This is a genomic window from Candidatus Pseudothioglobus sp. uisw_070, assembly GCF_059512545.2.
The window spans coordinates 449,347-470,986 of record NZ_CM183456.2 but is presented as its reverse complement, the minus strand read 5'-3'; the positions used below and the strand labels follow the sequence as shown (position 1 = coordinate 470,986).

Genomic DNA, 21,640 nt, shown 5'->3' with positions numbered 1-21,640 from the left:
ATAATTCCAGTATAATATGCCTTCTTCGGAGAGATGGCCGAGTGGCTGAAGGCGCTCCCCTGCTAAGGGAGTATAGGCTTTAACTCCTATCGAGGGTTCGAATCCCTCTCTCTCCGCCATAATATTGAATGCTCTATGAATACACCTAAAGTTATCCATTGGTTTCGCCAAGATCTAAGGTTATCTGACAACCCTGCACTATTTGAGGCAGCAAAAAATAGTTCAATACTTCCTATCTACATTCTGGACGATATAAATTCAAAAGAACTTGCGATGGGAGAAGCAAGTCGATTTTGGCTGCATCACTCTCTAAATTCTCTTAACAAAAGCCTAGATCAAAATTTATCAATTTACTCGGGAGATCCCATTACAGTAATATTGGATATTATTGATCGATTAAATATTAAAGAGATATTTTGGAATCGCTGTTATGAGCCATGGCGCATCAATCGTGATACTCATATCAAAAAAGAACTTGAGTCTAAAGGAATTAAAGTTAATACTTTAAATGGTTCATTACTCTGGGAGCCCTGGACAATAAAAAAAGGAGACGGGACTCCATATAAAGTTTTTACGCCCTACTTTCGAAAAGGGTGTCTTTTATCTGACGAGCCACGTGAGCCAATTTCTACTCCAATAAATCTAGATCTTTTTAATGATAACAATAGTTTAAAAGATATCAATGCTTTATCTTTATTGCCATCCACTAAATGGGATATTAAAATGAAATCATTTTGGAATATTGGTGAGCTTGGAGCAAATAACCGATTAACCGAATTCCTAAATAATGGAGTGGAAAATTATAAAGAAGGCCGAAATATTCCATCAAAACCTTTTGTCTCTCGGCTATCTCCACATCTTCATTTTGGTGAGATTTCTCCCAATCAAGCTTGGCATGCTGCAAAGAAAAAAAGGGATGATACCAATATTGACCACTTCTGTAGCGAGCTCGGTTGGCGCGAATTTTCATACACGCAGCTCTACTTTAATCCTGAACTTCCTAAAAAGAATTTGCAATCCAAGTTTGATCTATTCCCATGGGATCAAGATGCGAAAAAATTAATTGCCTGGCAAAAAGGTCAAACTGGAATACCTATGGTTGATGCAGGAATGAGGGAGTTATGGCTAACTGGCGCAATGCATAATCGTGTAAGAATGGTTGTAGGTTCATTTTTAGTTAAAAATCTTCTACTTCACTGGCATCATGGTGAGCGATGGTTTTGGGACTGTTTAGTAGATGCAGATTTAGCTAGTAATAGTGCAAGCTGGCAATGGATTGCAGGTTGTGGGGCAGATGCAGCGCCCTACTTTAGAATTTTTAACCCAGTCACACAGGGGCAAAAGTTCGACTCTGACGGGGAATATATTCGTAAATACATCCCTGAAATAAGTGAGCTACCAAACAAATACTTATTTAATCCGTGGGAGGCGCCTCAAGAAGAATTAGATAGAGCTGGAGTTGTTATTGGAAAAGACTATCCAAAGCCTATTATAGATTTAAAATTATCTCGCCAGAATGCGCTTGAAGCGTTTAAATCTTTAAAAAAAGTAGATGATTAATCATCAAAGCTCTGTTAAAGCCCCTACTCTAAAAAATCATTAACTGACTGACTCCAATCAGGGTGAGTATGTTTGTCCCAATAACTCTGATGAAGTATTCTGGTAATTTTTCCAGGGACACCTTTGCCAACTAATTTATTATTTATTCTTGTAATTGGCATTATTCCACCCGCTGTTGAAGTTGCAAAAACTTCATTTGAATCTTGAAGCTTTTCTAGTGATATTGAGCTTAACTGAAAAGGAACACCTAATTCTTTTGCTAAATCAAGAACTGTTTGCCTAGTTATGCCTTCTAAAACCCCCTGATTAGGGGAATTAAGCCCATCCTTATCTACACAAAAAATATTAAAGCCAGGCCCTTCTGAAATATTATTTTCTTCATCCACAAGGATTACCGTGTCATGATCTAAGTCATAAGCTTCATACATTCCACTTACCAAATCAAGCCAATGATAATTTTTAATTCTTGAATCAATAGAATTAGTTGGTATTCTCCTTCTAGCACTTACTAAAACGTCCAATCCTTTCTCAAAATCTTCGGACTTCAGAATCCAGCCAAATGGAACAGCAAAAGCAATAAACCGAGGCTTAGATTTGCGTGGATCTCTGTCAAATTTAGGGGACATTCCTCTAGTTTGAATCATTTCTACATAGACATCATCCAGTCCAGATCGATGGACACAACCAGCAAGTATTTTTTTAAGCTCATCACGGCTAACTATACAAGGCATTCTTAATTTTTCTGTTGATTCAAAAAATCTGTCAATATGCTTATCTAAGCGAAAAAAACGACCTTTCCAAACATGAACAACATCATAAGTTGCATCAGACCTTAAAAAACCCCAATCTAAAATTGGAATACGAGCTTCAGATAGTTGAATGAATTCACCATTCAACCAGGCCGCTCCTTTTGGAAAAATATCTTCTTCCAAGATTATTTACTTAGTTCCAAAAATCTTATCACCAGCATCACCTAACCCAGGAAGAATATAGCCCTGCTCATTCAAAGAGTCATCTATTGCAGCTATAAAAAGATCTACATCAGGATGAAGTTTAGTTACCCTTTCTAACCCTTCAGGAGAGGCTACTAGAAATAAACCAATAATTTTTTTACAACCCTTCTGCTTAAGAAGTTCAATTGTCGCAAGAAGTGTTCCTCCAGTTGCCAGCATAGGATCAATAATTAATGCAGTTCTTTGATCAATATCTGTAATAACTTTATCAAAGTATGCAACGGGATTTAAAGTTTCCTCATCTCTGTAAAGACCAACAACACTTACTTTAGCATTTGGCACCAAAGTTAGCACACCATCAAGCATTCCCAATCCAGCTCGTAAGATCGGAACAATTGATAATTTTTTTCCAGATAACATTTGAGTGTTTATTGGCTCGCCTTGCCAGCCATTAATTTCACGATCTTCGAGTGGTAAATTCCGAGTAGCTTCATACGTCAATAGACTTGCAACTTCATTAGCTAGTTCACGAAAATGTTTTGTACTGATCCCATTTTGCCTAAGTAAGGCGATTTTATGGGCTAAAAGAGGGTGTTTGATTGCATTTAGGGGCATTGATATTCCTTCAAAAAAGTCTTATAAAAAACTAATTTTACACTTTAATACGTTTTGTAATATTTTTCTAAAAATCATATAGAAAGAACAAGTATTATTATCTCTTCATTAAAAAAAATAAAGGGTTTAAATGAAATTTGGAATTTTAGGTGAAGCGAAAATTGCTCGCGAATATGTTGTTCCAGCAATATTAGCTGCAGGACATGAAGTTACCCATGTTGGAAGAAGAAATCCTGGTCAAGTACCATTACCAAGTATCTATAAAGATGCTATTGAGACTGACTATGATGCTCTTCTATCAGAGCCATCAATAGATGCAATTTATAACCCACTCCCAAATCATCTGCATGTGCCCTATTCTATTCAAGCACTTAAATTAGGCAAGCATGTTCTTTGTGAAAAGCCAGTTGCCCTTAACATGAGAGAATTAGAGGAATTAGAATCAGCAGCTGCAAGTAGTGAATCTTTTTTTTATGAAGCCTACATGGTAAGAAGTCACCCACAATGGACATGGCTTAAAGAGCTTGACATTGGAGAGCATCAGTCATCTCACTTTATTTTTAGCTATCCTGACCAGCCTAAAGGCAACATTCGAAATCGCAAAGTAGATGGTGGTGGTCCCTTATACGACATTGGTTGTTATGCAATATTATCAGGATGTATGCTATTTAAAGGCGCCCCCAAAGTTCTTTCAGCAACTGCAATAATGAGTGATCACTATGATATTGAGAAGCAAGTTGATGCAACACTTCAATGGCCAAATGGCGAAACACTAAGCTTCACTGTTTCAGGTAATGCAGCACTTTGCCAAGCATTAACGGTTTTAGGATCAAGTGGCTGGGCAAAACTAAACGTTCCAGTTAACCCACCTGAAATTACTCATGCTTATTGGGCGAATGGAGGTTTGCAGGAAGGTACTAAAGTGAGCTTTCCACCATGTAATCAGTACAAACTTATGATTGATGACTTTGTATCGCTTGCAGAATCTAAATCTAAATCTGATTTTTTAATTTCTCAGATTGTTACGAAGGCTATAAATGAGATCCAACAAAAAGCTGATTTAATCATATAAAAAAATCAATTGAAATCTCAAAAAAATACTATACGATAGAATAATTTTTGTTGCATCACATGGTATCTTATAACGCTATGAAAAAAGACACTCCATTTACTATTGCAGGGAGAACCTTTAACTCTAGACTCCTCGTTGGCTCTGGAAAATATAAAGATCTAAAGGAAACTAAGTTAGCTACTGAAGCCTCTGGTTCAGAGATTATTACTGTGGCAATTCGTCGTGTAAATATTGGCCAAAATCCAAATGAAGAAAGTCTTCTTGACGCTATCTCACCTAAAAAATATACTATTCTTCCAAATACTGCAGGCTGTTACAACGCAAAAGATGCAGTTAGAACTCTCCTTCTAGCAAGAGAATTGTTAGATGGGCATAACCTCGTTAAATTAGAGGTTCTGGGTGATGAAAAAACACTTTATCCTAATATTGTTGAAACTCTTGAAGCATCTAAAATACTAATAAAAGAAGGTTTTGATGTCATGGTTTATACTTCGGATGATCCTATAATAGCTAAAGAACTTGAAGAAATTGGTTGTTGTGCAATTATGCCATTGGCCTCTCTTATTGGATCAGGCCAGGGAATAGCTAATCCTTTTAATATTAAGTTAATTAAAGACCAGGCTAATGTTCCTGTCTTAGTTGATGCTGGGATTGGCTGCGCAAGTGATGCTGCTGAAGCAATGGAACTTGGGTGTGACGGCGTACTTATGAATTCTGCAATTGCAAATGCAGAAAACCCTATACTAATGGCAAGTGCAATGAAGCATGCTATTATATCTGGGCGTGAATCCTATCTTGCAGGCAGAATGATTAAGAAAAGTTATGCAAGTGCTTCATCACCTATGGAAAATTTAATATAGCCTTAAGATGTTAATGCAATGAACTTCTCAAAAAAAATAAGTGATATTGAGCAGAATCACTTATTACGTTTAAGAAGAATTTCTAATAGTGCCCAGGGTGCTATTATGGAAATTGATGGCAAGAAAACTGTGAATTTTTGCTCAAATGATTACCTATCTCTAGCCAATCATCCTAAAATTAAAGAGGCACTAATTGAAGGGGTAAAGCTATATGGAGTTGGATCAGGAGCGTCTCATCTAGTAAGTGGTCACTCAAAATCACATCATATATTTGAAGAAGCATTAGCTGAGCATACTGGCCAGCAAAGAGCGCTGCTTTTTTCATCAGGCTATAGTGCAAATCTAGGAATATTTTCTGCTCTAAGGGATGAAATCAAATGGTCACTTCAAGATAAATTAAATCATGCATCATTAATCGATGGCACAAGACTAATTGGCCTTCCAATTCAAAGGTATCTCCATAAAAATCTTGCCTCACTTCAAAAGAAGTTAATAAAACAAACTGGCCCTGGCCTGGTCGTAACTGATCATATTTTTAGTATGGATGGAGACGAGGCAGATATTTCAGAAATTGATAAAACTCTAAGTCAAACTGATGCCATATTAATGCAAGATGACGCTCATGGATTTGGCATTTTTAACCCAACAATCCCCAAGCATTCCATTTACATGGCTACGCTAGGAAAATCTGCTGGTGTTATGGGAGCCTTTGTAGCTGGAGATGATGACTTTATAGAATTTTTAATCCAGAAATCAAGGCCATATACCTACACTACTGCCATCCCCCCTAGTTTTTGTCATGCAGGCCTTATGAGTCTAGAGTTAATTAAAAAGGGTGAACAAAAAAATAAGTTATTAGCTAATATTAATCACTTTAAGATTATTTCTAGGCAGTTAGGTCTTCAATTTGAAGACTCTGATAGTGCAATTCAACCGCTTGTTGTAGGCTCAAGTAATGTAGCTCTTAAGCTAAGTAACGAATTATTTGATGAAGGTTTTTTTGTTAGCGCTATTCGGCCTCCTACAGTTCCTCCTAACACCGCCCGCCTTCGATTTACATTATCAGCGGATCATAGTGAAAAGCAAATTGAAACACTTTTAAAAAAGGTAAAAGATGTTATGGCATAAAACTATAGGCGACGGCCCAAGTCTAGTTTTATTACATGGATGGGCCTTTAATAGCGATATATTCCAAAGCTTGATAGATAAATATAAGGCAAACTATCGAATAACAGTTATTGACCTTCCTGGCCACGGAAGAAGTAGAGATATAGATGGAAATATTGAAAGCTGGTGTAATGAATTAGCTAAGATAATCCCAGAGCAATCGATCTTACTTGGTTGGTCTTTAGGTGGCTTACTTTCAACCTATATTGCAAGTCAAATTGAGATTAGCAAGTTAATTCTAGTTGCCGCAACACCCTGTCTTGTAAATAATGAAAACTGGAACTATGGAATCAGTAATGAGGTATTTGATCAATTTGCAATTAATTTAAAAAATGATAGTACTAAATCACTCAAACGTTTCGTAAACCTTCAAAGCAAAGACAAGTCTCAACTTCAAGAGCTTTACAAATCAATTCAGAAATATCCAGCCTCACATAGTGCGCTAAATACTGGATTAGAAATTATCATTAATTCTGACTTGCGAGATATTTATAAAGATATTGCAGCACCTAAAACTACTATCCTTGGCTCACTTGATACTCTAGTCCCAGTAAAAATTAAAGAATGGTATGAGGCAGTTGGCACACAAACCTTTATTATTCGCTCTGGTCATCTTCCTTTTATTGATAAAGACTTTAAACTTTAATCACCAGCTCTTTCAAAATTAGTTTCAATTCTAATAACTATCTTGTTTTTGGTATAATTCAAACAATTTCCTCACCAAAATCAAAATGAGTGCACTAGTTGGAGTTATTATGGGCTCAAAGTCAGATTGGCCCACAATGAAAATTGCCACTGAGATGCTTGACGAGTTGGGTGTCCCTTATGAAGTCAAGGTTGTCTCAGCCCATCGAACTCCTGATTTAATGTTTGAATACGCCGAAACAGCTCAAGCAAGAGGCCTTGAAGTAATTATTGCTGGAGCTGGGGGCTCTGCCCACTTACCAGGGATGGTTGCTTCAAAAACAATTATTCCAGTCTTAGGGGTGCCAATTCAGTCTAAAGCATTAAGTGGTCACGACTCTTTATTATCCATTGTTCAAATGCCTGGTGGAATTCCTGTGGGCACGCTTGCCATAGGCGAAGCTGGTGCAAAAAATGCTGGAATTTTAGCAGCCCAGATCGTTGGTAACCATAATGAAGAAGTAAGACAAAAGGTTGCTAAATTTCGTATAGAGCAGACTCAGAGTGTTCTCAACAATCCTAATCCTGACAAATAACTTATGAAAATTGGGGTTCTTGGTGCTGGTCAATTGGGAAGAATGCTTGCGCTATCAGCCTATCCATTAGGTCACCAAATGAGATTTTTAGCATTATCTGAAGAAGACCCATCTTCACTTCTTGGAAAAACATTTATCCATAATAATAATCCAGAAATAGTTAGTAATTTTGCTGATAGTTCGGACATTGTGACCTATGAAAGCGAAAATACTGACGTAACTATTGTTAATGAAATTAGTAAAAATACCAAAGTTTTTCCTAGTGATAAATCTCTATATATTTCTCAACATCGCGGCAGAGAAAAAACACTTCTAGATGCATTAAAAATACCTTGTGCGCCCTATCAAATGGTAAATAGTCTTAGTGATTTAAAAAGTGCAATTAAGAATATTGGAATCCCTTCAATACTAAAAACAGCAACAGATGGCTATGATGGTAAAGGTCAGTTTTTAATTAAATCTGAAACCCAGATGCATGAAGCATGGGAAAAGATGGCTGGTGCTGACTCAATCCTAGAGGGCTTTATAAATTTTAAGCGAGAGCTATCTTTGATTGCAGTTAGAGGTATAGATGGTAGCCTTGAATATTATCCTTTGGTTGAAAATTCTCATCATGAGGGAATACTAAGATTGACAATAGCGCCTGCTCAAAATATCTCAGCGTCTCTTCAAAAAAAAGCAGAAGAGTATATGAGCTCTATTCTTAAAGAAATTAAACACGTTGGAGTTTTAACCATTGAACTCTTTGAATCTGATGACCTTCTAGTTAATGAGATAGCCCCAAGAGTTCATAATTCTGGCCATTGGACCATTGAAGGTTCACAAACCTCTCAATTTGAAAATCATATACGAGCTATTACTGAATCTCCCTTAGGGCAAACAACTATTACTTCAAATTTCAGTGCGATGATCAATATAATTGGAGTCCATGGACCAATCCAAAAAGTACTTAAAACTAAAAATGCTCACCTTCATTTGTACAATAAAGAAGAGCGAACTGGAAGAAAGTTAGGCCATATAACTTTAACTTCTAACTCAACAGATGAATTAAATAAAATGATAGGAAGCTTAAAAGAGTATTTACCTTAATCCTCATTTAGATCTGAAAGACTTCCATTAATACTACCACCTAGTTCTTCTTGATAAAACTGCTCTGCTAGCTCCTCTTCATAGTGATATGCTGATAGCTCACTGACTTCAACTCCTGCTAAAAATTGACACACATGTATCATTTCATGACACAGGGTAATAATGAATTTTTTTCTATCTAATGATTCTTCAATTTCTATAAAGAACTTACCATCACCCTCATAGTCTGTCCAAGCAAGCGCATCATCTACTTTTTGAATAGTTAGATCTATATTTGGAATGTTATTTGCTTGAAACAAGCCGTTACTGCAGAAACTAAATAACTGCTGGGAAAGTACTATTTGTTCTTTATTACCACCACGAATATAAAGCATTTTTATAAAAAATTAAATGGTTTATTAAAAGCGCTCATCCAGGTACTTAATAATATCATTCGATTCATAAATCCAAGTAGTTTCGCCAGCACCCTCTAGCTTTAAGCATGGAACCTTAATCTTTCCACCACTTATTTCCAGCTCTTTTCTGAATTGCCCGGCAGTTTGAGCATCACGAGTCTCAACTTTAAGATTTAAACGTTTAATTGCTCTTCTAGTCTTAACGCAAAATGGGCAAGCATAGAACTGATAAAGCTTTAGAATTTTTGTTTCTTGGTCAACCTTAGCTTGCTCTTCATCATTTCTTTTTACTACTGAAGGCTTAAATAACCAGTCAATTAATATCAATACTCTACCAGAGCCTTCTCTTAACAATCTTAGAAAAAATCTCATAAACTTTGCCTGTAAGCTATCAATGTGTTTTCTAAAAGCGTTGCAATAGTCATTGGCCCAACTCCACCAGGAACTGGCGTTATAGCTCCAGCTTTATCTTTGACTGCATCAAAGTCTACATCTCCAACTAGAGAGCCATCTTCCAATCGATTAATACCTATATCTATAACGATAGCTCCATCTTTAACCCAGTCACCTTTGACCATTTCTGGAATTCCAACACCTACAACAACAATGTCAGCTTGCCTAACTTTTTCAGCTACATTTTTAGTTTTACTATTGCAAATAGTTACAGTTCCTCGCGCATTTAGAAGCTCCATTGCCATTGGCCTACCGACAATATTTGAAGCACCAATAACTACACAATTCATACCTTCCACCTTACAATCAACTGATGCCAACATAGTCATAACGCCCTTTGGAGTGCATGGCCTTAAATGGGATTTATTTTGCATTAACTTTCCAATATTTTCACTGTGGAATCCATCAACATCCTTATATGGTGAGATGTGCTCAATAACTTTATTTGCATCTATATGTTTAGGCAACGGAAGCTGCACTAAAATGCCATCTATATAAGGATTATTGTTAAGTCTCTCCACCTCTTCTAATAACTGTTCTTCTGTAATATTCTCTGATTTAATAATCTTATCTGAAAAAAATCCTGCCTGCTTACATGCTAGCTCTTTATTTCTTACATAGACTGCTGAGGCAGGGTCTTCACCTACTAAAATTACAGCAAGACCAGGAGGTCGTTCAAGCATTTTTACTTCTTCAGCAATTTTTAAACGCAGATTTTTTGCAATCTCTTTTCCATCAATAATATTCATTTTTTTAATTCCTCTTTAACTTTTTTCAAATCAAATTCTGTATCAATACCATAGCCAGTTGGAGCGCAAGAAATATCAACATTAATATCGATTCCTTGGTTTAATATAGTTAACTGCTCCAATTTCTCAGCGAGTTCTAACTCAGATTTACCCATTTGTAAATATTGCTTTAAAAAACTAACTCGATATGCATATAAGCCAACATGGCGAAAACAAAAATCCAAATTAATCTCACTACTATTCCTAAAAGCAGGAATCGGTGATCTTGAGAAGTACAATGCGTTGCCGCGCGAATTATATACGACTTTAACGCAATTTAAATCAAAGTAAGACTCTTCACTTTCAATTTTTTCGCACAACGTTGCAACACTCATTCCACTTTTAATCAAGTTAGAAGCAACTTGATTTATTGCATTAGGACTCATCATGGGCTCATCACCCTGAACATTAACAACCACTTCATCCTCATTAAAATCTAGCGAGGTGACTGCCTCTGATAAGCGAGAAGTACCAGATGTGTGACTTGAGTCAGTCATACAAACTTCAGCACCAAAATCCTTAGCAACCTTGCTTATTCTTTCATCATCCGTTGCAATAATTACACGCTTAGCAGAACTCATAACTGCATTTGAATAAGTATGTTCAATAAGTGTTTTGCCATTTATTTTTTCTAGTAGCTTTGCCGGTAAACGGCTTGAGGCATATCGAGCAGGAATAATTACTGAAAAATCCATTACTTTTCAGAATTAGTTTTTCGAGCCTCTTCTAAAAGCAGAATCGGAATGCCATCGATGATAGGATAGGCTAACTGACTTTTTTCACACACTAATTCTTCACCAACTAACTTAAGAGGCGCTTTACTTTCTGGGCAAACTAACATTTTTAATAAATTTTCGTCAATCATAATTTAGACTCGAGTTGCTGATAAAAGTCAGAACTAATTTTTGCATCCACAGACAAATACCACATTTGGCTTCTTGCAAACTGTTTACATTTTACACAATCCTTGGCTGTCATTAAGATTGGATAATCACCCTTAAATTCGAAATCCTTCTCAATAAATTTATGATGATCTGCAAATGTTTTAGTAATTAAATTAACTCCAAGCTCCTCAAGTAATGAATAAAAATTATCTGGATTTCCAATTCCAGCGATAGCAAAGCATTTTTTACTTTTAAAAAAATCAAGATCTTTTTTTTCATTAGTAGCTAGATTAATATAACAGTTTGCTTCAATTTTGCTTGATATCTCTCCTTCCATATGCGAACCATTATTGATAATAAAATCAACTGACTTGAGCCTTTTTTTTGATTCTCTTAGAGGTCCTGCTGGAAGAAGCCAGCCATTTCCTAATCGCTTGTGTCCATCTATAACTACAATTTCAATATTGCGTCCCATAGCATAATGCTGAAGACCATCATCACTAATAATTAAATCTACTGAATAGTTTTCAGTTAAAAATTTTACTGCATTGCTTCTTTTTTTAGCCACTACAACAAAAGCTTCAGTTTGTTGCTTTATTAACAAAGGCTCATCACCGCAATCAATTGGATCACTTTTCGAAGTAACCTCTAATGATTCTTGAGCGTACTCTCCACCATAGCCCCTGGAAACAACTCCTACCATTTTATTGCGAGATGCAAAATAATTAGCGACTGCAATTACAATTGGCGTCTTTCCAGTTCCACCTGCTGTTATATTGCCTATAACAATAACTGGAACTGATGACACGCTTACTTTTAATAACCTTACTTTGTAAAGACAAAGACGTATATAACTAAAAATGAAAAAAATAACGGAAAAAGGCAAAAGCAAAAAATTAACCAGGCCAAACTTACTGTGATTGATAAAACTTGTAATACTTAGCATTTTGATAATTTTAATCACTTTTAAAACATTAATTATGACAAAATATTCCGACCATGAGTGTTGAATTTCATATTTCTAACCAATATTTAAGATCCAATCGAAAAAAAGGCTTTGTTTCTTTTATTTCTGGCGTTTCTATGGTTGGTCTTGTTCTAGCTGTTATGTCTCTTATTACTGTCTTGTCAGTAATGAACGGCTTTCATGAAGAGTTAACAAATCGAGTTTTAAACACGATTTCTCACTCCTACATAACAGAAACTGATGATACTCTCGATAATTGGCAAGATCTTAGAAAAAAAATTGACACACAGGACCAGATTATTGCATCCTCGCCTTTTGTTGAAGACTTTGCCTTAATGACTTCAAAAAATGCCTCACAAGGCATTAGTGTTAGAGGCATCCTTATAGATTTAGAATCAACAACCTCTGCCTTATTAGATGATATTAAATATGGAAGCCTTAGCCTTAATGAAGACGATTCATCAATATTAATTGGTGTTGGCCTTGCAACACTAATGGGAACAGGGATTGGGGATAAGCTTACTCTGATAGCCCCCTCTAGAAATTCAATTGGTAAACTAGTCCCCCAGTCACAAGCTTATACAGTGAGTGGTATATTTAATGCTGGCGTAAATGATTTTAACAATAATCTTGCATTTATACACCTTTATGACGCTCAAGATTTATTTGCTCTTGGAAATCAAGTATCTGGAATTCGCCTTAAAGTAGACGACTTATTTGAAGCTAATAAAATTACAGCTAGTGTAATTAAATCGCTCGGGAATGGTTATTATGGGGTTGATTGGATGCAACAACAGCGAAACTTTATTAGAGCTTTAAATCTTGAAAAGCAAATGATTGCAATTATTCTTTCTTTGATAATTGCTATTGCTGCTTTTAATATAGTAACTATGATGGTTATGGTGGTTAATGACAAAAAGTCTGACATTGCAATTCTAAGAACCATCGGAATGACTCCAAAAAGAATTGTTAGAATATTCTTCTACCAAGGCCTCAGTATTGGTTTTATTGGTATTACTATAGGAACAATTCTTGGGTTACTATTGGCTCTTAATATCGAGTCTGTAATTTCTGGAATTGAAAGTATTATTGGCTTCCAATTTTTCCCTAAAGATTTATTTTATATTAGCCGATTTCCATCAAAAATTCTACTAAGTGATGTGGTTAGTATTGTTCTGGGAGCTTTTATATTAGTAATTATTGCTGCTATTTATCCAGCAAAACGTGCTGGAAAGGTTAATATTTCAGAGGTTTTAAGACATGAGTAATATAATTGAATGTCGCTCTGTTAGCTTTTCATATAATGAGGGTAATAATCAAACATCTGTTTTAAAAAATTTAAATTTTGAAATTAAGTCTGGAGAAACAACTGCAATTATTGGTCAATCAGGATGTGGAAAATCAACGCTACTTAATTTAATGGCTGGCCTTGATTCTCCTACTGATGGTGATGTGCTCATCGCTAATACCAATATTTCAAAAATTAGCGAAAAAGATAGGACAGAGTTGCGAGCGAAAAATCTTGGCTTTGTTTATCAATTTCATCACTTACTAAATGATTTTTCATCATTATATAACGTTGCCTTGCCTTTGTTAATCATGGGTGTTGATAAAGGCGGTGCACTCTTAAAATCTAAAAAAATATTAACAAAGGTTGGGCTAGAAAATCGATTGAATCATAAGCCATCAGAGCTGTCAGGTGGAGAAAGGCAAAGGGTTGCAATTGCAAGAGCTATGATAACTGAACCAACTTGTCTCTTGGCAGATGAGCCAACAGGTAACCTAGATGCGGCAAATGCAAAGGACGTCTTAGAACTTATCATAGAGCTAAACACAGATAAAACTTCCGCACTGTTAATTGTTACTCATGACCTGTCTATTGCAAATAAAATGAGTAGAAAGCTTACCTTAACTAATGGCGAAATAAACGAAACGTAAAGCTAGTTTGTTTTATGGGGTTAAAAACGTAAGGGTTCTAAATTTTTTACTAACCTAGAAATTGAATCATTATGCCTGCAGCGATTGCTGACCCTATAACACCTGCAACATTAGGCCCCATTGCATGCATAAGAAGGAAATTATTTGAATCAGCTTCAAGGCCAACTTTGTTAGAGACACGTGCAGCCATTGGAACTGCTGAAACTCCTGCAGAGCCAATTAATGGGTTAATTTTATTTTTACTAAATACGTTCATTAGTTTCGCCATGAGAAGTCCGCACATAGTACCAATAGAGAAGGCAACTAAGCCAAGCAATAAAATTCCTAAAGTATCAAGTTGAAGAAACTTATCTGCCATTAGCTTTGACCCTACTGCAAGGCCAAGAAAAATCGTTACTATATTAATCAAAGCATTCTGAGTAGTATCGCTCAAGCGATCAACAACTCCAGATTCTTTCATTAAATTACCAAAAGCAAACATACCTAATAGAGGAGCTGCTGCAGGCAGAAGAAGAGCAACAAGTAATAACAAAATAATTGGGAATATAATTTTTTCAACCTTAGAGACCTCACGTAACTGAACCATCTTAATTTTTCTTTCTTTTTCAGTAGTCATCGCTCTCATAATTGGCGGTTGAATTAGAGGAACTAATGCCATATATGAATACGAAGCAACAGCAATTGCTCCGAGTAATTCTGGTGCAAGAATTGAAGCAACATAAATAGATGTTGGACCATCAGCACCCCCAATAATTCCAATTGCAGCAGCTTGCTTCAAGCTAAAGTCAAATACACCAATTACTGATAATCCTACTGCCCCTAAAAGTGTCGCAAAAATTCCAAACTGAGCAGCAGCTCCAAGTAAAAGAGTTTTAGGATTTGCAAGAAGTGGGCCAAAATCTGTTAAAGCGCCAACACCCATAAAAATGATCAAAGGAAACGCGCCAGACTCAATACCAACAACGTAGAATAGATGCAAAATTCCACCATCAATAGCTAAATTAGCGCCTGGAATATTGCTTAAAAGAGCGCCAAACCCAATAGGCAGAAGTAAAAGAGGTTCGAATTTTTTTACAATTGCTAGATAGATTAACAGGATGCCCACAAGAAGCATAAGACCTTGGCCCCAATCCATCTGATAAAGGCCTGTATTAACCCAAAGTAGCTTTAGTTGTTCCATAGTTAACCTAAAGAAAGAAGGAGTTGACCAACAGTTACCGCATCACCCTCTTTAACGCCAACATTTAAAACAACACCAGATTGTGTTGCTTTGATCTCAGTTTCCATCTTCATAGCCTCTAAAATAAGCAAAGTATCGCCTTTTTTAACATTCTGATTAGGACTAACTAAGATTTTCCAAATAGTGCCCGATAGTGGCGCTGAAATATCCTCTTTTCCATTCACCAAAGGCTCTGAACTGACTTGTGAGTCTTCGGAACTTAATTCTGAAGTATCTGAGGAAGTGCCCACAGATTTTATCGTGCCGCCTGCTGAAACGTTAACTGTGTAAGACTGCCCTTTAAATGAAACAGTATATATTCCTTCATCTTCCTCGGAAGTTGAAGAACTGATTGGCGCCTGTGGAACTGGCTCAAAGAAATCTGGATTATCTCTATTTTCTAAGAACTTAATTCCCACCTGAGGAAATAGAGCATAAGTCAATAAATCATCAATTTTCTCATCTGCTACTCTAATACCCTTCTCTAAAACAAGCTTATCAAACTCAGATTCAAGAACATCCAGCTCAGGCTCAATATTATCTGCAGGCCTACAAGTAATTGCTTCTGCGCCCTCCAAGACTCTCTCCTGAAGTTCTTTGTTTACTGGGGCAGGAGCAGAACCATACTCACCTTTAAGTATTCCAGCTGATTCTCTGGTAATAGTTTTATAGCGCTCACCAGTTAGAACATTGAGCACGGATTGAGTACCTACAATCTGAGAAGTAGGAGTTACTAAAGGTATGTAACCTAAATCTTTTCGAACTCGAGGTATCTCCAACAAAACTTCGTCCATTTTATCAAGTGCATTTTGCTCTTTTAATTGGCTTTCCATATTAGTCAGCATACCGCCTGGAACTTGAGATGTAAGAATTCTTGAATCGACACCCTTAAGTGACCCCTCAAACTTAGCATATTTAGCTCTGATTGGCTTAAAGTACTGATCAATTTCTTCAAGTTTTTTTAAGTCTAGGCCAGTTTTACGTGGGCTCGCCTCTAAAATAGAAACAACAGAGTTAGTTGCAGAATGGCTGTAAGTCATACTCATCGAACCAATACAGGTATCAACTCGATCAATCCCAGCTTCAACTGCTTTGATAATGCAAGCAGTAGAGAGACCAGTAGTTGCATGAGCATGCAGCTGAATAGGAATATCAATCGCTTTTTTTAATTTTTTAACTAAATCATATGCAACATAAGGCTGTAATAAGCCAGCCATATCCTTAATGCACAATGAATGTGCACCCATATCTTCAATTTTTTTAGCCATCTCAATCCATAATTCAGTTGTATGGACTGGACTCACTGTATATGAAATCGTACCTTGAGCATGCTGGCCAACTTTAACTGTTTGATCAATGGCAATTTTAAGATTGCGCGTATCATTCATCGCGTCAAATATTCTTAAGACACCAACACCATTATCGGCGCATCGATCAACAAATTTTCTAACTACATCGTCACTATAGTGACGGTAACCCAACAAATTTTGGGCCCTAAGAAGCATTTGTTGAGGAGTGTTAGGCATAACTTTTTTGATTTCACGTATTCTCTCCCAAGGATCTTCTCCAAGAAAACGAATACAAGCATCAAAAGTAGCACCACCCCAAGACTCCATTGACCAATAACCTATTTTGTCTAATTTTTCTGCAATAGGAAGCATGTCATCAATTCGCATTCTAGTTGCAAAAAGTGATTGATGTCCATCCCTAAGAACTAGCTCAGTTATTTGGACTGGTTTATTATTTTCTTTGTTAGACATATAGTTATCTCTGTGTATGCATTTTTATTGCTGCCTCAATAATTGCTCTTGTTTTTTCATCAATCTCAATTATTGGATCAGAATCCAATGCTGAAGCATCGTTAGTTGCGGGTTGAATTTTTGCAACAAGCAAGGACATTACATTTGTGACGAAAACCATCAAAGCAAGAAAAACAAAAACGAATCCCATCCCAAACATGGTTAAATTCAGCGCTTCACTTACAAAGTTGTTGTCCATTTTATTTAGTCCTAAACAAGTTTGGTACCAGTGGCCGGGCTCGAACCGGCACTCCCGTGAAGGAACCGGATTTTGAATCCGGCGTGTCTACCAATTCCACCACACTGGCTTATCTATGGCTTGAAAATATTATCTCAGAATTTCTGAAACTATTTTTTTAATAAAATTCATATCAAATTGAGATTATATATAGTCAAAAACCTCAATGTTAGAAAACATTTATTTGTGTCTGAAGGTAATTCTTCCTTTAGTTAGGTCATAAGGAGTCATTTCAACAGTTACCTTGTCGCCAGGTAGTATGCGTATGTAGTGCTTACGAATCTTTCCAGAAATATGAGCAAGAACGCTGTGTCCATTTTCTAATTCAACTTTAAAAGTTGTATTAGGTAATTTTTCTTTTACGACGCCTTCTAACTCAATGTAATCACTTTTTGACATATTTATTTAATAAGAATATTAATTTAAAAACCAAGTAGCATTATACCTAATTACTTTTCATTTTTACAAAATGAATCAAGTCGAGAGCGACTCATCAATAGTAATAAAAACTAAAGATTAAAGATTAATGGAAGTGTCTTTTTGAATGAACCCAGCCCTGGAGCTTTTGAAAGTCAGTTTTCTTACCAGGCTGTACGATTTTTTCTAACTCAACTAACCTCTCATTTAACTCATTAAAAGCATTCGTGTAATGCTTGCTTTTGATAGACTCTTGATATAATTTTGATTTCAAAGTAGCAATTACAGATACTAGATCTTGACCATTAGTGGCATCACTAACTTGCTCTCCATGACTTAATTTGACCTGAGTATCTTGAAAGCGCCTTAAGTGACGTGTAGCTTCTGAATCATCAAAATCATGAACAGCTAAATTGCTAGGATTAAAGGGAATAATCCTTTCAGAAATATTTAAATCTTGGAGGGAGCCACGAGTTGTTGGTTGTTGGACGGTAAAACCACTGACGCCTAGTAAGCGTGCTACCCATGAAATACCGAATCTAATCACTTGAACTCCAGATATAGTTTAATGTATGTTACCCAATCATTTTCTACTTGTGAGTTTTTTTTAAATTATTAATTCATTTATTAGATCTTGGTCAGAAGGATTTAGTGTGACTTTTATATTTTCAAAACCTAGACTCTCTGCCAGAACCTTAATTTTTTGACTAAAAACAATAAGTTTTCTAGTCTTAAATTTATTAAAAGTATCAGATGAATCAAAATTCAGTAGGCGAACAATGTTGGAAAGGCTTTCATTACTGCCTGCCATTAGCACACCATTTGTAGAATCTAAAAATACCTTAATCGACTCAGCATGAAGTGATGAAAACTCACAAGGCACTCGCTCATAAACTTCAAGATAATCAACCTGATTAAATTTTCCCAAATTATCCTTTAAAGTTTCTGACCCACCCTTTCCTCTAACAATTAGAATTCTCTTATCAATCAACTCTGAGCACTTTTGCATTGCCAATAACTCCATACTTGAAGCATTAAATTTAGGAAAACAATCAACTTTAATATCTTTATCAATTAATCTTTTAGCAGTAATGGGGCCCACTGCAAATACCTTATGTGCCCCAGTAAAGATTTTATTAAAGTAATCTTCGGCAAAGCTAACCGCATTAACACTTATAAAAATAATGACGTCATAATGCTGCTTTAAAACTTCAGATCTTATTTTTTTTACTTCAAAAGTGGGGAAAAACGCATACTCAATATCAGATGCTTCTAAAAGCATTTTAAGATTTGCAGTCTGAGCTAATGGTCGAGTTATAAGTATCATTGACTCATTATAAATACATGCTTTTGAGATTGTCTTTAATGTTTATTAAAAAACATTAATCTATTATTACTAAATTAGAAGTTCTGTTTTCTAAATTCTAACTTAGATAACTTTATAATAGACACCATAATCATTCTATATAACTAAATGTTACTACCAATTTTATCTCTGCTAGCGGGCTTTATCTTACTAATGTGGAGCGCAGATACTTTCACTGATAATGGCGCCAAAATTGCACGAATATTTAACATCTCGCCTCTAGTCATTGGCCTACTCATTTTTGGATTTGGCACGTCAGCTCCTGAAATGTTAGTCTCTGGCCTTGCAGCATATGATGGTCACCCTGAGATGAGTATAGGAAATGCATTTGGTTCAAACATTTTAAATATAGGCTTAGTTCTTGGAGTTACAGCAATTATCCTTCCAATTACAGTTGAAAAATCTGTATTAAAAAAGGAATGGTTATTCTTATTTTTATCAACTCTAATTGTAGGTTTTTTATTATTAGACGGTTTTTTAAGTTTTACCGATAGCTTGATACTCATATCCTTATTAACACTATTCCTTATTAATGTATTTAGAGAATCTAAGAAAAATAACCTAACTGATAGTGATAATGATAGTCTCGAAAATAACTCGCAGAAAAATGATAAGGGAAGAACTTGGCTCCTCTTAATTGTGTCTCTTATTATATTAGTTTCTAGTGCACGTCTTGTAGTCTGGGGCGGAACTAGTCTTGCACTATCCTTTGGTGTTAGTGACCTAATTATTGGCCTAACCGTTGTAGCTCTTGGAACAAGCCTTCCTGAACTTGCAGTTTCTATAAGTAGCGCATTGAAAAAGCAACATCAAATGGTTATTGGAAATATTATTGGATCAAATCTTTTTAATACTCTTGGAGTCCTTGCAATTCCAGGTTTAATTCTGCCTTTTCAAATTCCAACAGAAGTAATGAGTCGTGACTACCTCTTTATGCTAATGTTTACTCTTCTAGTTCTCATTCTCTCGATGAGACTTAAAATTAGTCGTTTTGGTGGCTTCATTCTATTAACTGCATTGGCTATTTATTTGTATCAATTGTTTTGGATTTAGTTCTTAAAAATCTTCAAGAAACCCAAGAGCTTGCTAAAAAGCTTGCTCAATGCTGCTCTGACTTACAAAACTCATGCGTAATATACTTAATTGGTGATCTTGGGGCTGGAAAAACTACGCTAGCGCAAAGTTTTATTGGGCACTTTGGGTTTGATAAAGTTAAAAGCCCCACTTATACTTTAGTTGAAAGTTATCAAAATGAATCAATAGATATTCACCATTTTGATTGCTACCGACTTAGTGATCCTGAGGAATTAGAGTACATTGGTATTCGTGAATACCTTAAACCAAAAAGCCTTCAACTGATCGAGTGGCCAGAGTTAGGCAAAGGTGCTATTGCACACTCTGATTTATCTATCAATATTAGTGGAAATGGCGACATAAGAACAGTAAATATCACGTTTCAAACTAAAATAGGAAAATTAATTTTAGAATGCGCTATTGGATAAGTTTGATTATTGCTGTATTTGCTACCTCTTCATTTAGTGAAGAAAAGACTACACTCTATGATTTTAGATACTGGACAGCGCCGGATCAAACTCGAATTGTTATTGATAAAGAGCAGGACACTCTCTTTAATATAACCAACACTGACAAGGTAGTGATTATCAGTTTTGATGATGCTGAAGTATTGTCTGAAACTTTTTCAAATATTTTTTTTAAGGATGACAGGATAAAAAAAGTTCTTATAAAACGTGATAAAAAAACTATTAAGTTAATCGTGCATATTAATAAAAAATTCAGAGTAAAGCACTTCACCCTTAAGCCTAACACAAAATATAAGTTTCATCGACTCGTAGTAGATATTATTGACCTCGAGTCTCAGGAAAAAACACAAGACATAAAAGTTACAAAAGCAGTAAAAAATATAGAAAAATCAGCTCAAATAAGTCAAAAAATTATCTTAGTTGATCCTGGTCATGGCGGTGAAGATTCAGGAGCTATTGGTAAAAATAAATCACAAGAAAAGTCTGTAAATTTAGCAATTGCCAAAAAACTTGTAGCAATTATTAATAAAAATAGCGATCTAAAAGCTATTCTGACTAGGAGTGGAGACTACTATATACCGCTGACTAAAAGAATAACAATAGCGCAAAAAGAAAATGCTACCATGTTTATTTCTATTCACGCAGATTCTGTAGAAAGTACAACTGCGAAAGGTGCTTCTATCTACACCTTAAGTGAGAAAGGAAATAACAGCAAACTAGCTAAACAGTTAGAACAATCTCAAAATCTAGTGGATCAGTTTGGAGGCGTTGAAACTGTAATTGATAATGATCAATTTTTGAAAAATATTTTGACAGATTTTTCAAGAAAAGATCGAGACATGCAATCATTTAACCTTGCCAAGGAGATAATCGGTGAACTTGAAAAAATTGGGCCAATCCATAAAAAAGTACCTCAAAAGGCTAACTTTGTAGTTCTAAAATCTCCCGCTATACCTTCAGTTTTAGTTGAAACTGCCTTCATATCAAACCCAACTCAAGAGAAACGTTTAACCAATAACAAGCAGCAGCAAAAGATTGCGGCCTCAATATATCAAGGAATACTTAATTACTACCAAAAACTAGAATAGTTATTTATAGC

General features: G+C 35.7%; 26 protein-coding genes and 2 tRNA genes. 13 read left to right on the top strand and 15 right to left on the bottom strand.

The annotated features are described in order from the left end of the window. The first annotated feature begins 27 nt into the window (after positions 1-27). Positions 28-119 (top strand) — tRNA-Ser (locus tag AC5YGD_RS02355). A gap of 16 nt (positions 120-135) precedes the next feature. Beyond that, positions 136-1,560 carry an FAD-binding domain-containing protein gene (locus AC5YGD_RS02350; RefSeq protein WP_496141956.1) on the top strand — a complete coding sequence of 475 codons (1,425 nt, stop codon included), beginning with the start codon at positions 136-138 and terminating at the stop codon, positions 1,558-1,560. Between the two features lie 23 nt (positions 1,561-1,583). Here the strand turns inward: AC5YGD_RS02350 and AC5YGD_RS02345 are convergent, their stop codons facing one another. Then, positions 1,584-2,492 carry an aminotransferase class IV gene (locus AC5YGD_RS02345; protein ID WP_496141955.1) on the bottom strand — a complete coding sequence of 303 codons (909 nt, stop codon included), beginning with the start codon at positions 2,490-2,492 and terminating at the stop codon, positions 1,584-1,586. 6 nt (positions 2,493-2,498) lie between these two features. Beyond that, positions 2,499-3,128: a uracil phosphoribosyltransferase gene (gene upp / locus AC5YGD_RS02340; RefSeq protein WP_496141954.1), complete on the bottom strand. Its 630-nt coding sequence runs from the start codon at positions 3,126-3,128 to the stop codon at positions 2,499-2,501. Positions 3,129-3,258: 130 nt separating this feature from the next. On the opposite strand from upp, the gene AC5YGD_RS02335 reads away from it, so the two are divergent. The 6 genes from AC5YGD_RS02335 (at position 3,259) to AC5YGD_RS02310 (ending at position 8,536) form a co-directional block, all read left to right on the top strand. Further along, positions 3,259-4,200 (top strand): Gfo/Idh/MocA family oxidoreductase, encoded by a 942-nt coding sequence (locus AC5YGD_RS02335; RefSeq protein ID WP_496141953.1) that lies wholly within the window; start codon positions 3,259-3,261, stop codon positions 4,198-4,200. A 77-nt stretch (positions 4,201-4,277) separates the two neighbouring features. Further along, positions 4,278-5,060, top strand: a complete 783-nt coding sequence (locus AC5YGD_RS02330) for a thiazole synthase (protein WP_271541612.1) — start codon at positions 4,278-4,280, stop codon at positions 5,058-5,060. 18 nt (positions 5,061-5,078) lie between these two features. Beyond that, positions 5,079-6,188: an aminotransferase class I/II-fold pyridoxal phosphate-dependent enzyme gene (locus AC5YGD_RS02325; RefSeq protein ID WP_496141952.1), complete on the top strand. Its 1,110-nt coding sequence runs from the start codon at positions 5,079-5,081 to the stop codon at positions 6,186-6,188. Further along, entirely contained in the window at positions 6,175-6,873 is a 699-nt protein-coding gene (locus AC5YGD_RS02320; protein ID WP_496141951.1) for an alpha/beta fold hydrolase, read from the top strand. Before AC5YGD_RS02325 ends, AC5YGD_RS02320 begins: the two co-directional genes overlap by 14 nt. An 85-nt stretch (positions 6,874-6,958) precedes the next feature. Continuing rightward, on the top strand, positions 6,959-7,447 hold the full coding sequence (purE, locus tag AC5YGD_RS02315) for a 5-(carboxyamino)imidazole ribonucleotide mutase (RefSeq protein WP_496141950.1): 489 nt from the start codon (positions 6,959-6,961) through the stop codon (positions 7,445-7,447). 3 nt (positions 7,448-7,450) lie between these two features. Continuing rightward, positions 7,451-8,536 carry a 5-(carboxyamino)imidazole ribonucleotide synthase gene (locus tag AC5YGD_RS02310; protein ID WP_496141949.1) on the top strand — a complete coding sequence of 362 codons (1,086 nt, stop codon included), beginning with the start codon at positions 7,451-7,453 and terminating at the stop codon, positions 8,534-8,536. On the opposite strand, the gene AC5YGD_RS02305 is transcribed toward AC5YGD_RS02310, so the two are convergent. From AC5YGD_RS02305 to lpxK, 6 genes are read right to left on the bottom strand one after another with little or no spacing between them, the layout of a single operon-like run. Then, complete coding sequence (locus tag AC5YGD_RS02305; RefSeq protein WP_496141948.1) at positions 8,533-8,910, bottom strand: hypothetical protein; 378 nt, start codon at positions 8,908-8,910, stop codon at positions 8,533-8,535. The two genes, AC5YGD_RS02310 and AC5YGD_RS02305, sit on opposite strands and share 4 nt — an antisense overlap. A gap of 24 nt (positions 8,911-8,934) precedes the next feature. Continuing rightward, the gene (locus tag AC5YGD_RS02300; RefSeq protein ID WP_496141947.1) at positions 8,935-9,303 is read right to left on the bottom strand and encodes a glutathione S-transferase N-terminal domain-containing protein; all 369 of its coding nucleotides are present in this window, start codon (positions 9,301-9,303) and stop codon (positions 8,935-8,937) included. After that, positions 9,300-10,133: a bifunctional methylenetetrahydrofolate dehydrogenase/methenyltetrahydrofolate cyclohydrolase FolD gene (gene folD, locus AC5YGD_RS02295; protein ID WP_416652795.1), complete on the bottom strand. Its 834-nt coding sequence runs from the start codon at positions 10,131-10,133 to the stop codon at positions 9,300-9,302. Before folD ends, AC5YGD_RS02300 begins: the two co-directional genes overlap by 4 nt. Next, entirely contained in the window at positions 10,130-10,867 is a 738-nt protein-coding gene (gene kdsB, locus AC5YGD_RS02290; RefSeq protein ID WP_496141946.1) for a 3-deoxy-manno-octulosonate cytidylyltransferase, read from the bottom strand. The genes folD and kdsB overlap by 4 nt, the downstream gene beginning before the upstream one ends. Continuing rightward, entirely contained in the window at positions 10,867-11,037 is a 171-nt protein-coding gene (locus tag AC5YGD_RS02285; protein ID WP_416652793.1) for a Trm112 family protein, read from the bottom strand. The genes kdsB and AC5YGD_RS02285 overlap by 1 nt, the downstream gene beginning before the upstream one ends. Next, positions 11,034-12,002 carry a tetraacyldisaccharide 4'-kinase gene (gene lpxK / locus AC5YGD_RS02280; protein WP_496141945.1) on the bottom strand — a complete coding sequence of 323 codons (969 nt, stop codon included), beginning with the start codon at positions 12,000-12,002 and terminating at the stop codon, positions 11,034-11,036. Before lpxK ends, AC5YGD_RS02285 begins: the two co-directional genes overlap by 4 nt. Positions 12,003-12,055: 53 nt before the next feature. Here lpxK and AC5YGD_RS02275 point away from each other — a divergent pair, with 53 nt between their 5' ends. Together AC5YGD_RS02275 and AC5YGD_RS02270 are read left to right on the top strand one after the other, a co-directional pair. Beyond that, a complete protein-coding gene (locus tag AC5YGD_RS02275) occupies positions 12,056-13,291 on the top strand; it encodes a lipoprotein-releasing ABC transporter permease subunit (RefSeq protein WP_496141944.1) in 1,236 nt (411 codons plus the stop codon). Continuing rightward, a complete protein-coding gene (locus tag AC5YGD_RS02270) occupies positions 13,284-13,961 on the top strand; it encodes an ATP-binding cassette domain-containing protein (RefSeq protein ID WP_496141943.1) in 678 nt (225 codons plus the stop codon). Before AC5YGD_RS02275 ends, AC5YGD_RS02270 begins: the two co-directional genes overlap by 8 nt. 49 nt (positions 13,962-14,010) lie before the next feature. On the opposite strand, the gene AC5YGD_RS02265 is transcribed toward AC5YGD_RS02270, so the two are convergent. From AC5YGD_RS02265 to AC5YGD_RS02235, 7 genes are all read right to left on the bottom strand, one after another. Then, on the bottom strand, positions 14,011-15,141 hold the full coding sequence (locus tag AC5YGD_RS02265) for a sodium ion-translocating decarboxylase subunit beta (RefSeq protein ID WP_416652786.1): 1,131 nt from the start codon (positions 15,139-15,141) through the stop codon (positions 14,011-14,013). Positions 15,142-15,143: 2 nt separating this feature from the next. Beyond that, positions 15,144-16,940 (bottom strand): sodium-extruding oxaloacetate decarboxylase subunit alpha, encoded by a 1,797-nt coding sequence (gene oadA / locus AC5YGD_RS02260; RefSeq protein ID WP_496141942.1) that lies wholly within the window; start codon positions 16,938-16,940, stop codon positions 15,144-15,146. A 4-nt stretch (positions 16,941-16,944) separates the two neighbouring features. Then, on the bottom strand, positions 16,945-17,178 hold the full coding sequence (locus tag AC5YGD_RS02255; RefSeq protein ID WP_271541590.1) for an OadG family protein: 234 nt from the start codon (positions 17,176-17,178) through the stop codon (positions 16,945-16,947). A 22-nt stretch (positions 17,179-17,200) separates the two neighbouring features. Further along, positions 17,201-17,287: transfer RNA gene (locus AC5YGD_RS02250), tRNA-Leu, on the bottom strand. 110 nt (positions 17,288-17,397) lie between these two features. Next, positions 17,398-17,616: a translation initiation factor IF-1 gene (gene infA, locus AC5YGD_RS02245; RefSeq protein WP_018402165.1), complete on the bottom strand. Its 219-nt coding sequence runs from the start codon at positions 17,614-17,616 to the stop codon at positions 17,398-17,400. A gap of 124 nt (positions 17,617-17,740) precedes the next feature. After that, entirely contained in the window at positions 17,741-18,181 is a 441-nt protein-coding gene (locus AC5YGD_RS02240; protein WP_496141941.1) for a hypothetical protein, read from the bottom strand. A gap of 60 nt (positions 18,182-18,241) precedes the next feature. Then, positions 18,242-18,961: a uroporphyrinogen-III synthase gene (locus AC5YGD_RS02235; protein WP_496141940.1), complete on the bottom strand. Its 720-nt coding sequence runs from the start codon at positions 18,959-18,961 to the stop codon at positions 18,242-18,244. 147 nt (positions 18,962-19,108) lie between these two features. Between AC5YGD_RS02235 and AC5YGD_RS02230 the strand changes: the two genes are divergently transcribed. Genes AC5YGD_RS02230 through AC5YGD_RS02220 form a run of 3 tightly spaced genes read left to right on the top strand, consistent with a single transcriptional unit; the run spans position 19,109 to position 21,629 of the window. Then, positions 19,109-20,053, top strand: a complete 945-nt coding sequence (locus tag AC5YGD_RS02230) for a calcium/sodium antiporter (protein WP_496141939.1) — start codon at positions 19,109-19,111, stop codon at positions 20,051-20,053. Then, positions 20,044-20,502, top strand: a complete 459-nt coding sequence (gene tsaE / locus AC5YGD_RS02225; protein ID WP_496141937.1) for a tRNA (adenosine(37)-N6)-threonylcarbamoyltransferase complex ATPase subunit type 1 TsaE — start codon at positions 20,044-20,046, stop codon at positions 20,500-20,502. Before AC5YGD_RS02230 ends, tsaE begins: the two co-directional genes overlap by 10 nt. Further along, positions 20,487-21,629 (top strand): N-acetylmuramoyl-L-alanine amidase, encoded by a 1,143-nt coding sequence (locus tag AC5YGD_RS02220; protein WP_496141936.1) that lies wholly within the window; start codon positions 20,487-20,489, stop codon positions 21,627-21,629. The genes tsaE and AC5YGD_RS02220 overlap by 16 nt, the downstream gene beginning before the upstream one ends. Positions 21,630-21,640 lie beyond the last annotated feature (11 nt).

What these genes read in the sequence shown, in the direction of transcription:
- AC5YGD_RS02350 (WP_496141956.1), top strand. Translation starts at nt 136, where the DNA reads ATGAATACACCTAAAGTTATCCATTGGTTTCGCCAAGATCTAAGGTTA.
- upp (WP_496141954.1), bottom strand. Translation starts at nt 3,128, where the DNA reads ATGCCCCTAAATGCAATCAAACACCCTCTTTTAGCCCATAAAATCGCC.
- AC5YGD_RS02335 (WP_496141953.1), top strand. Translation starts at nt 3,259, where the DNA reads ATGAAATTTGGAATTTTAGGTGAAGCGAAAATTGCTCGCGAATATGTT.
- AC5YGD_RS02330 (WP_271541612.1), top strand. Translation starts at nt 4,278, where the DNA reads ATGAAAAAAGACACTCCATTTACTATTGCAGGGAGAACCTTTAACTCT.
- AC5YGD_RS02325 (WP_496141952.1), top strand. Translation starts at nt 5,079, where the DNA reads ATGAACTTCTCAAAAAAAATAAGTGATATTGAGCAGAATCACTTATTA.
- AC5YGD_RS02320 (WP_496141951.1), top strand. Translation starts at nt 6,175, where the DNA reads ATGTTATGGCATAAAACTATAGGCGACGGCCCAAGTCTAGTTTTATTA.
- purE (WP_496141950.1), top strand. Translation starts at nt 6,959, where the DNA reads ATGAGTGCACTAGTTGGAGTTATTATGGGCTCAAAGTCAGATTGGCCC.
- AC5YGD_RS02310 (WP_496141949.1), top strand. Translation starts at nt 7,451, where the DNA reads ATGAAAATTGGGGTTCTTGGTGCTGGTCAATTGGGAAGAATGCTTGCG.
- AC5YGD_RS02305 (WP_496141948.1), bottom strand. Translation starts at nt 8,910, where the DNA reads ATGCTTTATATTCGTGGTGGTAATAAAGAACAAATAGTACTTTCCCAG.
- AC5YGD_RS02300 (WP_496141947.1), bottom strand. Translation starts at nt 9,303, where the DNA reads ATGAGATTTTTTCTAAGATTGTTAAGAGAAGGCTCTGGTAGAGTATTG.
- folD (WP_416652795.1), bottom strand. Translation starts at nt 10,133, where the DNA reads ATGAATATTATTGATGGAAAAGAGATTGCAAAAAATCTGCGTTTAAAA.
- kdsB (WP_496141946.1), bottom strand. Translation starts at nt 10,867, where the DNA reads ATGGATTTTTCAGTAATTATTCCTGCTCGATATGCCTCAAGCCGTTTA.
- AC5YGD_RS02285 (WP_416652793.1), bottom strand. Translation starts at nt 11,037, where the DNA reads ATGATTGACGAAAATTTATTAAAAATGTTAGTTTGCCCAGAAAGTAAA.
- lpxK (WP_496141945.1), bottom strand. Translation starts at nt 12,002, where the DNA reads ATGCTAAGTATTACAAGTTTTATCAATCACAGTAAGTTTGGCCTGGTT.
- AC5YGD_RS02275 (WP_496141944.1), top strand. Translation starts at nt 12,056, where the DNA reads ATGAGTGTTGAATTTCATATTTCTAACCAATATTTAAGATCCAATCGA.
- AC5YGD_RS02270 (WP_496141943.1), top strand. Translation starts at nt 13,284, where the DNA reads ATGAGTAATATAATTGAATGTCGCTCTGTTAGCTTTTCATATAATGAG.
- AC5YGD_RS02265 (WP_416652786.1), bottom strand. Translation starts at nt 15,141, where the DNA reads ATGGAACAACTAAAGCTACTTTGGGTTAATACAGGCCTTTATCAGATG.
- oadA (WP_496141942.1), bottom strand. Translation starts at nt 16,940, where the DNA reads ATGTCTAACAAAGAAAATAATAAACCAGTCCAAATAACTGAGCTAGTT.
- AC5YGD_RS02255 (WP_271541590.1), bottom strand. Translation starts at nt 17,178, where the DNA reads ATGGACAACAACTTTGTAAGTGAAGCGCTGAATTTAACCATGTTTGGG.
- infA (WP_018402165.1), bottom strand. Translation starts at nt 17,616, where the DNA reads ATGTCAAAAAGTGATTACATTGAGTTAGAAGGCGTCGTAAAAGAAAAA.
- AC5YGD_RS02235 (WP_496141940.1), bottom strand. Translation starts at nt 18,961, where the DNA reads ATGATACTTATAACTCGACCATTAGCTCAGACTGCAAATCTTAAAATG.
- AC5YGD_RS02230 (WP_496141939.1), top strand. Translation starts at nt 19,109, where the DNA reads ATGTTACTACCAATTTTATCTCTGCTAGCGGGCTTTATCTTACTAATG.
- AC5YGD_RS02220 (WP_496141936.1), top strand. Translation starts at nt 20,487, where the DNA reads ATGCGCTATTGGATAAGTTTGATTATTGCTGTATTTGCTACCTCTTCA.